The following is a 13064-nucleotide window of genomic DNA, read 5'->3' on the forward strand; positions in this document are numbered from 1 at the left end:
GATCAGGGCATGCCCGTGGCGCTGGCGATAATGCCGCCACCGAGGCATACGTCGCCATCGTACAGCACGGCCGACTGGCCCGGCGTGACGGCCCACTGCGCCTGGTCGAAGGCCAGGCTGAAGTGTTCATTCCCGTCCGGCAGCAGCTGGCAAGCCACGTCGGCCTGGCGGTAGCGCGTCTTGGCGCTCAAGGCGCCCGCCTGCGGCGCGACGCCGGCGATCCAGCTGGCCTGGTCGGCCGTCAACGATGGCGACAGCAGCCACGGATGGTCATGGCCCTGCACCACGTACAGGGTGTTGTTGGCGATATCCTTGCGCGCCACGTACCAGGCGTCGCTGCTGCCGTCCGCGTTCTGGTACGACTTCACGCCGCCGATGCCGATGCCCTTGCGCTGGCCCAGGGTATAAAAACTCAGCCCCACATGTTCGCCCACGGTCTTGCCGTCGGCCGTTTTCATCGGGCCCGGCTTGTACGACAGGTAGCGGTTCAGAAATTCGCGGAACGGGCGCTCGCCAATGAAGCAGATGCCCGTCGAATCCTTTTTCTGCGCGTTCGGCAGGGCCAGTTTCTCGGCGATCTGGCGCACTTCGGTTTTCGGGATTTCACCGAGCGGGAACAAGGTCTTGGACAGTTGCGCCTGGTTCAAACGGTGCAGGAAATAGCTTTGGTCCTTGCTGGCGTCGACCGCTTTCAATAACTCGAAGCGGCCCGCATCCGTCGGCGCCTGGCGCACGCGCGCATAGTGGCCGGTGGCGATCAGGTCGGCGCCCAGGGTCATGGCGTGGTCGAGGAAGGCCTTGAACTTGATCTCGGCGTTGCACAGCACGTCCGGGTTCGGCGTGCGGCCGGCCTGGTATTCGCGCAGGAAATCGGCGAACACGCGGTCCTTGTATTCGGAGGCGAAATTGACGGCTTCGATGTCGACGCCGATGACGTCGGCCACGCTGGCCGCGTCGATCCAGTCCTGGCGCGTGGAGCAGTATTCCGAATCGTCGTCATCTTCCCAGTTTTTCATGAACAGGCCGATGACTTCATAGCCTTGTTCCTTCAGCATCCATGCCGCGACCGAGGAATCGACCCCGCCCGACATGCCGATAACGACTTTCTTCTTGCTCATCTTGCTTTCCAGTGTACTTTAATAATATGGCAATGCGTATTGCTATGCGCTATTGAAAACCGACGCATGCGTGTGCAGCAGGGCCAGCGGCGCGCGCCGGCCAGCCAGGTATTCGTCCACGCACTGCAGCACCAGGGGGCTGCGGTGGCGTTCTTGGCACGCCGCCAGTTCGTCGCGCGTCATCCACAGGGTGCGCAGGATGCCTTCGTCCAGCGGCCGGTCATGCTCGGCGCCAGCCGTGCCGCAAAAGGTGAAGCGCAGATAAGTGACATCCTCGCCCGTGCGCTGCGACTGGTAGCGCGACATATACATGCCGACCAGTGCCGTGGGGATGAAATCGTAGGCCGCTTCTTCCAGCGTTTCGCGGATCACCGCCTGCTCCAGCGACTCGAACGGGTCGAGGTGGCCGGCCGGCTGATTGATCTTGATGCCTTCGCTGGTCTCTTCTTCAATCAGTAAAAACAGGCCGTCGCGCTCGACGATGGCAGCAACGGTGACAGAGGGTTTCCAGATTCTCGGCATGATTCCATCCTTGAAAGAGCCGACATTTTATCTTGTTCTGCGCGCGCGGTTTGAAGCCGGCCTTCTGTTGCGCGGACATATTGATAAATGACAACGTTTTAGCAAATAGCGGTGGGAGGTACTTACGTCTTTCCCTGGGCGCGCACTAGCATGGGGGGCTGGGGCGGCAAGATGGCAGGAAGCGCCCGCTAATATAGGCTTTCCCCGTGGTCAAAACAAGCACGCACGCGCACTGGACTGTGGTGAGATTGACACACCTTTCCCACAATACGGTCGCCGCGCCGCATGGTGAAACGAATGATGCTGCAGCGGAGAAATTAGTGTCGTACGACTAAAAGTTGCTGGTTCACAAACGTTTAACGCACGGCTTTCCGTGTTAGATTCTAGTCAGTTTATCAATTATCGGAGGCATCATGAGGATAGGCATACCGGCCGAAACGCGGCCCGGTGAGACCCGGGTGGCAGCGACGCCCGAGACAGTCAAGAAACTGGCAGCCAAGCATCAGATCATCGTGCAGGCGGGGGCGGGCCTGCAGGCGTCGATCCCCGACGATGCCTATGCGGCCGCCGGCGCGCAGATCGGCACTGCCCAGGAAGCCTATGGCTGCGCCATCGTGCTCAAGGTGCGCGCACCGGATGCCGGGGAGCGGGCCCTGATGGCCAGCGGCACGGTGCTGATCGGCATGTTGAACCCGTTTGACGCGGACAATATCGCCGCCATGGCCACGGCCGGGCTGTCCGCCTTCGCCCTGGAAGCCGTGCCGCGCATCACGCGCGCGCAGTCGATGGACGTACTGTCGTCGCAAGCGAATATCGCCGGCTACAAGGCCGTGCTGATGGCGGCCAATACCTACCAGCGCTTCATGCCGATGCTGATGACGGCGGCCGGCACGGTGAAGGCAGCGCGCGTGCTGATCATGGGCGTGGGCGTGGCCGGCTTGCAGGCGATCGCCACGGCCAAGCGCCTGGGCGCCGTCATCGAGGCGTCCGATGTGCGCCCGCCCGTCAAGGAGCAAGTGGAGTCCCTGGGCGCCAAGTTCCTCGACGTGCCTTTCCTCACGGACGAAGAAAAAGAGATCGCCAAGGGCTCGGGCGGCTACGCGCGCGCCATGCCGGCCGACTGGATGCGCCGCCAGGCCGAACTCGTGCATGAACGGGCGAAACTGGCCGACATCATCATCACCACCGCACTGATTCCCGGCCGCGCCGCGCCCGTGCTTATTTCCGAGGAAACGGTGAAAGCCATGAAGCCCGGCTCCGTCATCGTCGACCTGGCCGTGGAGCAGGGCGGCAACTGCCCGCTCTCGGAACTGGGCAAGACGGTGGTCAAGCATGGCGTGTACATCGTGGGCGAGCCGAACCTGGCGACCCTGGTGGCGGCCGATGCGTCGGCCCTGTATGCGCGCAACGTGCTGGACTTTTTAAAGCTCATCATCGACAAGGACGATCAATTGCTGATCGACCGCGAGGATGAAATCATCAAGGCCAGCCTGGTTTGCGCGGGCAATGACATCCTCAGAAAATAACGCGGCGCCGGAGAGAACAACATCATGGAAATCAGTCACACCATCACCAACCTGATCATCTTCGTGCTGGCCATTTATGTCGGCTACCACGTCGTCTGGACCGTCACGCCGGCGTTGCATACGCCGCTGATGGCCGTCACCAACGCCATTTCCGCCATCATCATCGTCGGCGCCATGCTGGCTGCCGGCCTGACGGATGGCCCGCTGGCGCAAGTGGCCGGCACCCTGGCCGTGGCGCTGGCCGCCGTCAATGTGTTTGGCGGCTTCCTCGTCACGCAGCGCATGCTCGAGATGTTCCGTAAAAAAGAACCGAAGGCCAAGCAAGGAGCGAAAGAATGAGCCATGCCATGAGCTTCGTCACCATGAACCTGGTGACGATGATGTACCTGATCGCCTCCGTATGCTTCATCCAGGCCCTGAAAGGCCTGTCGTCGCCATCGACGGCGCGCCGCGGCAATGCCTTCGGCATGAGCGGCATGGCGATTGCCGCCGTCACCACCGTGGCGCTGATCCTGAAACTGAAGGAGCAGCAGACGGGCGGCATGGGCCTGACCCTCGTCATCATCGGCATCGTCACGGGCGGCGCCATCGGCGCCTACCTGGCGAAGACCGTGGAAATGACGAAGATGCCGGAACTGGTGGCGGCCATGCACTCGCTGATCGGCCTGGCCGCTGTGTGCATCGCCGTGGCGGCCGTGTCGGAGCCGTGGGCCTTCAATATCGCCCAGCAGGGCCAGGCGCTGCCGATCGGGAACCGTTTCGAGCTGTTCATCGGCACCTTTGTCGGCGCCATCACCTTTTCCGGTTCGGTGATCGCCTTCGGCAAGCTGTCGGGCAAGTACAAGTTCCGTCTGTTCCAGGGCGCGCCGGTCAGCTTCAAGGGCCAGCATCTGCTCAACCTGGTGCTGGCGCTGGTGATGGTGGGCCTGGGCCTGGCCTTCTGCTTCGCCGATGGCGTGCAGCCCGCATGGACGCCGTTCATCGTCATGACCGTCATCGCCTTTGCGCTGGGCGTGCTGATCATCATCCCCATCGGCGGCGCCGACATGCCTGTGGTGGTCTCGATGCTCAACAGTTACTCCGGCTGGGCCGCGGCCGGCATCGGTTTTTCGCTGAATAACTCGATGCTGATCATCGCCGGCTCGCTCGTGGGTTCTTCGGGCGCGATCCTGTCGTACATCATGTGCAAGGCCATGAACCGCTCCTTCTTCAACGTCATCCTCGGCGGCTTCGGCGGCGATGCGCCGGTAGCCGGGGCGGCGGGCACGCAGGAGCAGCGCCCCGTGAAATCGGGTTCGGCCGACGACGCCGCCTTCATCATGGGCAATGCGGAAACCGTCATCATCGTGCCTGGCTACGGCCTGGCCGTGGCGCGCGCGCAGCACTCGCTCAAGGAACTGGTGGAAAAGCTCACGCACAAGGGCGTCACCGTCAAGTATGCGATCCATCCGGTGGCCGGACGCATGCCGGGCCACATGAACGTGCTGCTGGCCGAAGCGGAAGTGCCGTACGACCAGGTCTTCGAGATGGAAGACATCAACGGTGAATTCGGCCAGACGGACGTGGTGCTGGTGCTGGGCGCGAACGACGTCGTCAACCCGGCGGCGAAAGACCCGAAATCGCCGATCGCCGGCATGCCGATCCTGGAAGCGTATAAAGCCAAGAGCATCATCGTCAACAAGCGCTCGATGGCTTCCGGCTATGCGGGCCTGGACAACGAACTGTTCTACCAGCCGAACACGATGATGGTGTTCGGCGACGCGAAGAAGGTAATCGAGGATATGCTCAAGGCCGTCGAATAAGGACGGCTTGCAGCGACCGGACGGCCCGCCTTGCGCGGGCCGTTTTTATTGGGTATGGCGTCAAACGTGACAGCGGTGGTAGGTCGGATTAGCGCGGCGCCGCCGTGCGTAATCCGACAACAGTGTTGACCGAGCGTGCCGGCGTGCCGGCTTGCCGCCCCGCCTTATCCGACCTGCGCTTGTTTTCAGGCCGCCACGACCTTGTTGCGACCCTGGTGCTTGGCCGCATACAGGGCCTTGTCCGCTTCCGACATGGCCGCGTCCAGGGTGATGCCCTTGACCAGCGGCGCCAGGCCGATGCTGATGGTGACGTGCAGCGGGGTGCCGTCGGGCAGCACGGTGACGGCGGCGGCCACGGCCGCGCGGATGCGTTCGGCCACCTTGTAGGCCTGCTTCAGTGTCGCGTCGGGAAACAGCAGGCCGAATTCCTCGCCGCCCAGGCGTGCCGCCACGTCGGTGACGCGGCCCGTGTCGCGCAGCACCTGCGCCACGTTGCGCAGCACGGCGTCGCCTACGGCATGGCCGTAGCGGTCGTTGATTTTCTTGAAATGATCGAGGTCGGCCACGCCTACCGTGAGTGCCGCCCCGCTGCGCGCGGCGCGCGCCATCGCCTGCTCGGCCTGGGCTTCATAGGCACGCCGGTTCGGCAGCGCCGTCAGCGCATCGTACAGCGCCTGCTGTTCCAGCTGCGCCAGCAGGCTGGCGTTTTTCGCCGCCAGTTCGCGCCGTTCGCGCACGTCGAGCAAAAAGGCGCCGAAATAGCGCATGCCGTCCACCACGCCCAGATCCATTGCCTTCATCTCGATGGGGATCATCTGCGTATTGCGGTGGCGGATGGCAAATTCGCGTATTTTCCCCAGCACGCTGGAGGTGCGCGAGCTGCGGATATAGTTGATCACGTGGTTGTCGTGCTGCGCGGCGACGGCGTCCGGCAGCAGGCCGTTCAGGGTCTGGCCCAGCAGTTCACCGCTGGCGTAGCCCGACAGTGCCTGCATGGCGCCATTGATGTAGCGGATGCGGCACTGCTCGTCGATGATGATGACGGCGTCGAGGGCGTCTTCCAGCAGGCGGGAAAAGAGGACTTCGGGAAGAGCGGCAGGCGGTGCTGCGGGCAATGCATCTGTCATGGAACGGTCGCCAAAATCCAGGTGACAGACATTGTCGCATCCGCGGGCCGTTTACTCCATGCCGGAGAGGTTCCGTGTTTCTTTTTTGCCCCAGCTCTTTCCTTATTGTCAAGACTTAGCGGCGGCCGTACATCATCAGTCCGGCCAGCGTCTTGCGCGCGGGGCTGACGACGTCCAGCAGGCCCAGCGACAGGCCCAGCAAACCTTGCGTGGGCGCGCTGCCCGTGAAGATGCGCGCCATGGTATCGGTCACGCGCACGGTCAGTCCGCGGTCGGCCTGGCGCAGGGCCACATAGCGTTCCAGGCCGGCCGGGCTGCTGTCCTGCGCCAGTACGCGGGCCAGCACGGCGGCGTCGCGCAAGCCCAGGTTCAAGCCTTGTCCCGCCACCGGGTGCAGGGTTTGCGCCGCATTGCCGATGGCGACCGTGCGGGCCGTGCCGCCCGCCTGGGCGTTCAGGCCCAGCGGATACGCCAGGCGCGGCGTCGTCTGGGTAAAGCGTCCCAGGCGGCTGCCAAAGGCGCTGCCCAGGCGGTCCAGGAAGGCCGCGTCGTCGAGTGCCAGCAGCTGTTCCGCGCGCGTCGGCGGCACGCACCAGACCAGCGCGTAGCCGTCGTCCTGCGGCAGCAGTGCCAGCGGCCCTTCGTCGGTGAAGCGTTCAAAGGCGCGGTGCGCGATGGGGGCGCTGGTACGCACGTGGGCAATGATGGCGCTTTGGCCATAGTCGCGGCTGACGGCGCGTTCCTGCTGCTGGCCGAACAGGCCGCCTTCAGCCTGCACCAGCAATCTGGCGCGCAGGCTCGACGCGGCGCCCGCCTGGTCGATCTGCACGGACACGCCATCGGCATCCTCCACGCTGCCCGTGACCAGGGCCGGGCGCAGGCTGGCCACGCCCAGGCGTTCGCAGACGTCGGCCAGCACGCTGACCACGGCGCCATAGCGGGCCACATAGCCGAGCGCCTCGACGCCGTGTTCCTCGCGGTGCAGCAGGCTGCGGCCCAACTGGCCGCGGCGCGAGACGTGGATTGCATGGATAGGCGTCGCTTCGACGGGCCAGGCGCCCGCTTCCTCGAGGATCTGGCGGCTGCCGTGCGACAGGGCGATGGCGCGCGGATCGCGCCTGGCTTGCTCGATGGATTTGGCGTCGAGCAAGGCGATGCCGGCGGCACGCGCGCCGCGCTGCACCAGCAGGGCGGCCAGCGCCATGCCGACGGGGCCGGCGCCACAGATGGCGAGATCGAAAGTGGGCGGTGTGTGCATGCTGCTGGGTTAATCCTGTGACATCAGTTGTTCGATTTCAGCCACGCTTTTTGGCGCCGTGCTGAACACTTCATGGCCTTGCGGCGTGACCAGCACATCGTCCTCGATGCGGATGCCCGTATGCCAGAACTGTTCCGGCACGCCGGCGCCGGGGCGCACGTAGATGCCCGGCTCCACCGTCAGCACCATGCCCGCTTCCAGCGGTCGCCATGGCTTGCCGGGCGCGCTCGTGTCGCGGTAGGCGCCCACGTCGTGCACGTCCATGCCCAGCCAGTGGCTGGTGCCGTGCATGTAGAAGGGCAGATAACTCTTGTCGGCGATGACGTCCTGCACGCTGCCGCTTTTTTGCCGGTCCAGCAATTGCAGATCCAGCATGCCCTGCGCCAGTACCTGCACGGCCGCTTCATGGATGGCGCTGTGCGGCAGGCCGGGGCGCACCATGTCCAGCGATGCCTGCTGCGCCGCCAGCACCAGTTCATACAGGGCCCGCTGCGGGCCGCTGAAGCGGCCGTTGACGGGCCAGGTGCGCGTGATGTCGGACGCGTAGCCATCGAGTTCGCAGCCGGCGTCGATGAGCACCAGGTCGCCCTCTTGCAGGACGGCGTTGTTGGCGCTGTAGTGCAGGATGCAGGCGTTGTCGCCGCCTGCCACGATGGAGGAATACGCGGGGAATTGCGCGCCGCTGCGGCGAAATTCGTACAGCAGTTCCGCTTCCAGCGCGTATTCATGCATGCCGGGCCGCGTGGCGCGCATGGCGCGCACGTGCGCCGCGCTGGAGATGGCGGCGGCGCGGCGCATCAGTTGCTGTTCCTGCGTGTCTTTCAGCAGGCGCATGGCGTCGAGCATGCCGTTGATGTCATGCGCGATAGCCGGCGCCGTGACGCCGCTGCGCGCCTTCTGGCGCACATTGTGCAGCCAGACTTTGACTTGCGCATCGAGGCTGCCGCCCAGCGCATAGTAGATGGCCGGCGCGTCGGCCAGGGTGCGCGTCATTTCCGCATCGAGTTTCTCGATGGGAAAGGCCGCGTCGAAGCCGAAGGTGGCGCGCGCCGCCTCGGGGCCGTGGCGAAAGCCGTCCCAGATTTCACGTTCCGTGTTCTTGGCGCGGCAAAACAGGATGGCGCGCGCGGGCGCCGTGGCGCTGGCGGCCACCAGGGCCACGGCGCTGTCGGGTTCCGTAAAACCGCTGAGGTAATAAAAATAACTGTCGTGGCGGTACGGGTAGTCGCAATCGCTGTTGCGCGGCACTTCCGGCGCCGTGGCGAGGATGGCCACGCTGCCGGGCAGCATCTGCGCCAGCAGCGCCGCGCGCCGCGCCGCGTAGTTGGCCATCATGCCGCAGGTACCTTCGCCGCCACGCCGTTGAGTGCGTCGAGCTGCTGTGGCGTGCCGACATTGGTCCATTCGCCCGGATAGACTTCGCCCCCCACGCGGCCCTGGTCCGCGTACTGGCGCAGCAAATCACCCAGCCTGGCGTGGCTGCCCGGCGCGATGCCGTCGAACATCTCGGGACGGTACACGCCGATGTTGGCGAAGGTCCACTTGGTCTCGTCCGTATTATTAATCGCAAACAAGGTCAGGCCGAAATCACCGTTGGGGTGGAAGTCGGGGTTGGTGCACCAGGTAGGTCCAGGCGATGTCGCGCTGGTCGGCCGGGTAGGGCGTGCCCAGCACATCCTTGTCGGCCAGCACGTCAAGCACTTGCGTGAAATCGAAATACGGGCAATAGATGTCGCCGGAAATGGCGAGAAAGGGTTCATCGCCCAGCAGGTGGCGCGCCTGCGCGATGCCGCCGGCCGTTTCCAGCGGCGTGGTCTCGGGCGAATACGCGATGCGCGCGCCATACGCGCTGCCGTCGCCCAGGGTTTCCTCGATCAGGTGGCCCAGGTGCGAATGGTTGATGACGATGTCCGTGATGCCGGCGCGCACCAGATTCAGTACATGCCAGACGATCAGCGGGCGGCCGCGCACTTTCAGCAGCGGTTTGGGACAGGTGTCGGTAAGCGGACGCATCCGTTCACCGCGGCCTGCGGCAAAGATCATGGCTTTCATGGTGGAACTCGTTTTCTGTGTCGTTCGGTAAAGGTTGCCTGGCGCGAGCCGCGCAATAAGTTAATTCTGCAGTCACGACACCGGACAAAACCGTAGCGAGCGGCGATGATGTGTGGCCGAGAAGCGCAACCGTACTCTAGTACGGTGAGCATCGCCGGCCGCAAAGCGCGACGCGCAGCAGGATTTGGCCGGTGTCCTCAGAAGGTGTAGCCGACTTGCGGCGTTTTATTCTCCAAGGCATCGAGCAAACGCACCAGCGGCTTGAGTTCGGTATAGCGGTTGGCCGTCTTGCGCACGTAGTCGAGCACGGTTGGCAGGTCGCCCATGTACAGATCCTTGCCGTCGCGGTAATTCAGGCGCGCGAACAGGCCGAGGATTTTCAGGTGGCGCTGCAGGGCCGTGAATTCGAAATCGCGGTAGAAGGCGTCGATATCGGGATTGACCGGCAAGCCCAGCTGCTTGGCGCGCTGCCAGTAGCGGATCACCCAGTCGAGCACCAGTTCTTCATCCCACTGGATATACGCGTCGCGCAGCAGCGAGGCGATGTCGTAGGTGACGGGGCCGAAGACGGCGTCCTGGAAGTCGAGGATGCCGGGATTCGGGATGGACCCATCGTTGATGTGCATCAAGTTGCGCGAGTGGTAGTCGCGGTGCATGAATACTTGTTGCTGCGACAAGATGTTCGCCGTGATGGCTTCAAAGACCTTGTCCAGCTGGGTTTGTTGCACATCCGTCAAGGTGGCGCCCAGGTGCTTGCCGATGAACCATTCCGGGAACAGATGCATTTCGCGCAGGATGAAGGCGCGGTCGAATTCGGGCAAGACGTCCGGCTGGCTGGCCAGCTGGATTTTCATCAACGATTCCAGCGCTTCGGCGTACAGCACGCTGGCGTTGTCGTGGTTCAGGGCGTCCAGGTAGGTGGTCGTGCCCAGGTCGGACAGCAGCAGGAAGCCGTTGTCCAGGTCTTGCGCAATGATTTCGGGCACGGACACGCCGGCGCCTTTCAGCAAGCCGGCGACCTTGACGAAGGCGGGCACGTTTTCGCGCTCCGGCGGCGCGTCCATGGCGATCAGTGTCTTTCCTGGCAATGTTGCAGTGCCGGGCAGCACGTCGAGCCGGTAGTAGCGGCGGAAGCTGGCGTCGCTGGAAGCGGGACGGGCGGAATCGGGCACGACGAGGTTCAGCGAGGTCAACCAGGCTTTCAACAGGGTCAGGCGAGCGTCGGCCGAGGCCGTCGCGGTGGAGGAATTGGAAGAGAATGACATTAAGCGGCCTGTGGAATCGGGTTGATGGTGCAGATTCCCATATAATAAGGGATTCAAATCAAAAAATCGCCTGTCAATGGTGCTTGCCCCTTCCAATTCATGAGCTGGTTTTCGGCCTCCCCCCCTTCGCAGCGCTGGGCTTTCGCCATCAGCGCGCTCGTCGCCGCCACGACGGTGCCTGTTCACGCCCAAAAAGCCCCGCGCCCGGTTCATGTGGAAGATCCGGACGCACCTACTGTCATGACGGCGGAAAGCATGAACGGCCGACCGGAAAGGGAGATCAATCTCGACAAAAATGTCGTGATTGAGCGCGGAAAAACCACAAAAATGACTTCCGATACAGCTTGTTACAAACAAGTTGAGGATCAGTTTGAGTCCGAAGGCCATATCAAGATGTGGCGTTTTGGCAATTACTACACGGGCGACGTGTTGAAGCTGAACATGGAGACGGGCAAGGGTTTCCTGCTCAATCCCACCTACCGTTTTGAAGTGGGCGGCGGGCAAGGCAAGGCCGAGCGTGTCGACTTCATCAATCCAGACGAGGCCAATGTTATCGAGGGTACCTACAGTACCTGCGAAGGGCCGAACCCGGACTGGTACCTGAAATCGAGCACCTTGAACCTCGATACGGGCCGCGACGTGGGCACGGGCAGCAAGACCATCATCTATTTCAAGGATGTGCCTATCCTGGGTACGCCCGGCATTTCGTTTTCGCTGTCAGGCGCGCGCCGCTCGGGCTGGCTGGCGCCGACGCCGGGCTTTGCCTCGAAGAATGGCTTCGAGCTGACAGTACCGTACTACGTGAATATCGCGCCGAACCGCGACCTGACCCTGTTACCTAAATACATACAGCGCCGCGGTATCCAGCTCGGCGCCATCGGACGCTACCTGGGCGAGACGGACGCCGGCCTGTACCAAGGCGAGACATCGATCGAGTATCTGCCAAACGACAAGCAGACCAAGACCGACCGCTACATGATCAAGTCCAAGCATGAACAGGCATTGGCCAAGGACTGGACTTACAGCTGGGATGTGCGCGACGCATCGGATAATAATTATCCAAACGATTTCTCGAAGAACGTGGCCAGCGCCACCGAGCGCCAGTTGTTGCGCGAATTGCGTACTGATTACCGTACCGAAGACTGGACCCTGACGGCGCGTGTGCAAAACTACCAGGTGCTGCAGGATCCCGATCCCAGCGTGGTGGTGCCACGCCCGTACGACCGGTTGCCAGCGGTTAACTTCCACGCTGGAAAATATGATGTTTGGGGCGGTTTCGACTGGACCTTCGACGCGGAAGCGACGCGTTTCTCGCACCCGACCGATGTACAAGGCTCGCGCCTGGTGGTCGTGCCGCAAGTGAGCTTCCCCATCGTGCGTCCGGGCTATTTCATCACGCCCAAGCTGATGCTGAACGCCAGCGCCTACCAGCTCGACACCGACGCCACGACCAAGGCGCAGTTCCCGCAGACCTCGCTGACACGCGCCGTGCCGACGTTCTCTCTCGACAGCGGCCTGGTGTTCGAGCGCGACACGAATCTGTTTGGTAGCAAGGGTGGCACGCAAACGCTGGAGCCGCGCCTGTTCTATGTCTACACGCCTTACCGCGACCAGTCGCAGTTCCCGAAATTCGATACGGATAACGGCACCTTCAACCTGACGCAGATTTTCACGGAGAACCGCTTCGTCGGCAGCGACCGCATCGGTGATGCCAACCAGGTGACGGCGGCCGTCGTATCGCGCTTCCTGCAACCGGATGGCGCCGAGCGCTTGCGCCTGACCTTCGGCCAGCGCTTCTATTTTGCCGACCAGCGCGTGCAGCTCAATTCGACCACGCCGGTCAACCAGTCGCGTTCGGACATCCTGCTGGCGGCAACGGGCCGCGTGTCGGAGACTTGGACCGTCGACAGCCTGGTGCAGTACAATCCCAGCGACAGCCAGCTGATGAGCTACAACTACACCTTGCAATATCAGCCCGGTCCGAAGAAAGTATTAAATATTAGCAATCGCTTCCAGCGTGGCAGCATGCGCAATGCGGAAGTGTCGACCCAGTGGCCGCTGACGAACCGCCTGTATGGCGTGGGCCGCATCAGTTATTCCCTGCTGGACCGGCGCTTGCTTGATGGCCTGATCGGCCTGGAATACAAGGGTGACTGCTGGGTGTTCCGCATGGGCGCGCAGCGTTTCGTGACCTCGACCAAGGATGCCTCGACGCCAATCTTCTTCCAGCTGGAATTGACGGGCTTGTCGAGCGGCCTGGGCCTGGGGGCGAATGGCCTGGATACCTTTACCAAAACCATCCCTGGTTATCAGGCACTGAGCCAGCCACTCCGTTAAGATGGGCACCGTTGCCGCCGCCGGACTCCCCGGCGCTGGCACCAACCGGTTTTTTTA

Annotated in this window: 10 protein-coding genes and 1 pseudogene; 4 read left to right on the top strand and 7 right to left on the bottom strand. The window is 63.1% G+C overall.

Features of this window, described 5'->3' with window-relative positions:
• Positions 1–2: 2 nt before the first annotated feature.
• Positions 3–1118, bottom strand: coding sequence for a tRNA 2-thiouridine(34) synthase MnmA (mnmA, locus tag JaAD80_RS10360; protein ID WP_102294092.1), 1116 nt, complete (start codon positions 1116–1118; stop codon positions 3–5).
• Positions 1119–1160: 42 nt separating this feature from the next.
• The gene (locus JaAD80_RS10365; RefSeq protein ID WP_102294093.1) at positions 1161–1640 is read right to left on the bottom strand and encodes an NUDIX hydrolase; all 480 of its coding nucleotides are present in this window, start codon (positions 1638–1640) and stop codon (positions 1161–1163) included.
• A 413-nt stretch (positions 1641–2053) separates the two neighbouring features.
• Between JaAD80_RS10365 and JaAD80_RS10370 the strand changes: the two genes are divergently transcribed.
• Genes JaAD80_RS10370 through JaAD80_RS10380 form a run of 3 tightly spaced genes read left to right on the top strand, consistent with a single transcriptional unit; the run spans position 2054 to position 4968 of the window.
• Complete coding sequence (locus JaAD80_RS10370) at positions 2054–3166, top strand: Re/Si-specific NAD(P)(+) transhydrogenase subunit alpha (RefSeq protein ID WP_102294094.1); 1113 nt, start codon at positions 2054–2056, stop codon at positions 3164–3166.
• Between the two features lie 24 nt (positions 3167–3190).
• Positions 3191–3505 carry an NAD(P) transhydrogenase subunit alpha gene (locus tag JaAD80_RS10375; protein WP_034745644.1) on the top strand — a complete coding sequence of 105 codons (315 nt, stop codon included), beginning with the start codon at positions 3191–3193 and terminating at the stop codon, positions 3503–3505.
• Between the two features lie 8 nt (positions 3506–3513).
• A complete protein-coding gene (locus tag JaAD80_RS10380; RefSeq protein ID WP_102294155.1) occupies positions 3514–4968 on the top strand; it encodes an NAD(P)(+) transhydrogenase (Re/Si-specific) subunit beta in 1455 nt (484 codons plus the stop codon).
• A 185-nt stretch (positions 4969–5153) separates the two neighbouring features.
• Here JaAD80_RS10380 and JaAD80_RS10385 read toward each other — a convergent pair whose 3' ends face one another.
• The 5 genes and pseudogenes from JaAD80_RS10385 to JaAD80_RS10405 form a co-directional block, all read right to left on the bottom strand.
• Positions 5154–6095, bottom strand: coding sequence for a sensor domain-containing diguanylate cyclase (locus JaAD80_RS10385; RefSeq protein WP_102294095.1), 942 nt, complete (start codon positions 6093–6095; stop codon positions 5154–5156).
• A 115-nt stretch (positions 6096–6210) separates the two neighbouring features.
• Entirely contained in the window at positions 6211–7353 is a 1143-nt protein-coding gene (locus tag JaAD80_RS10390; RefSeq protein ID WP_102294096.1) for a UbiH/UbiF/VisC/COQ6 family ubiquinone biosynthesis hydroxylase, read from the bottom strand.
• A 9-nt stretch (positions 7354–7362) separates the two neighbouring features.
• Entirely contained in the window at positions 7363–8685 is a 1323-nt protein-coding gene (locus JaAD80_RS10395; RefSeq protein WP_180979374.1) for an aminopeptidase P N-terminal domain-containing protein, read from the bottom strand.
• Positions 8685–9405, bottom strand: a pseudogene (murU, locus tag JaAD80_RS10400) (N-acetylmuramate alpha-1-phosphate uridylyltransferase MurU). The gene JaAD80_RS10395 and the pseudogene murU overlap by 1 nt, the downstream one beginning before the upstream one ends.
• Before the next feature lie 197 nt (positions 9406–9602).
• Positions 9603–10670, bottom strand: a complete 1068-nt coding sequence (locus JaAD80_RS10405; protein ID WP_102294098.1) for an aminoglycoside phosphotransferase family protein — start codon at positions 10668–10670, stop codon at positions 9603–9605.
• A gap of 99 nt (positions 10671–10769) precedes the next feature.
• Here JaAD80_RS10405 and JaAD80_RS10410 point away from each other — a divergent pair, with 99 nt between their 5' ends.
• A complete protein-coding gene (locus JaAD80_RS10410; RefSeq protein WP_102294099.1) occupies positions 10770–13007 on the top strand; it encodes an LPS-assembly protein LptD in 2238 nt (745 codons plus the stop codon).
• Positions 13008–13064: the final 57 nt, after the last annotated feature.

Origin of the sequence: Janthinobacterium sp. AD80 (assembly GCF_002878455.1) — a bacterium.
Taxonomy (GTDB): domain Bacteria; phylum Pseudomonadota; class Gammaproteobacteria; order Burkholderiales; family Burkholderiaceae_D; genus Janthinobacterium.

What these genes read in the sequence shown, in the direction of transcription:
- JaAD80_RS10385 (WP_102294095.1), bottom strand. Translation starts at nt 6,095, where the DNA reads ATGACAGATGCATTGCCCGCAGCACCGCCTGCCGCTCTTCCCGAAGTC.
- JaAD80_RS10375 (WP_034745644.1), top strand. Translation starts at nt 3,191, where the DNA reads ATGGAAATCAGTCACACCATCACCAACCTGATCATCTTCGTGCTGGCC.
- JaAD80_RS10405 (WP_102294098.1), bottom strand. Translation starts at nt 10,670, where the DNA reads ATGTCATTCTCTTCCAATTCCTCCACCGCGACGGCCTCGGCCGACGCT.
- mnmA (WP_102294092.1), bottom strand. Translation starts at nt 1,118, where the DNA reads ATGAGCAAGAAGAAAGTCGTTATCGGCATGTCGGGCGGGGTCGATTCC.
- JaAD80_RS10410 (WP_102294099.1), top strand. Translation starts at nt 10,770, where the DNA reads ATGAGCTGGTTTTCGGCCTCCCCCCCTTCGCAGCGCTGGGCTTTCGCC.
- JaAD80_RS10370 (WP_102294094.1), top strand. Translation starts at nt 2,054, where the DNA reads ATGAGGATAGGCATACCGGCCGAAACGCGGCCCGGTGAGACCCGGGTG.
- JaAD80_RS10380 (WP_102294155.1), top strand. Translation starts at nt 3,514, where the DNA reads ATGAGCTTCGTCACCATGAACCTGGTGACGATGATGTACCTGATCGCC.
- JaAD80_RS10365 (WP_102294093.1), bottom strand. Translation starts at nt 1,640, where the DNA reads ATGCCGAGAATCTGGAAACCCTCTGTCACCGTTGCTGCCATCGTCGAG.
- JaAD80_RS10390 (WP_102294096.1), bottom strand. Translation starts at nt 7,353, where the DNA reads ATGCACACACCGCCCACTTTCGATCTCGCCATCTGTGGCGCCGGCCCC.
- JaAD80_RS10395 (WP_180979374.1), bottom strand. Translation starts at nt 8,685, where the DNA reads ATGGCCAACTACGCGGCGCGGCGCGCGGCGCTGCTGGCGCAGATGCTG.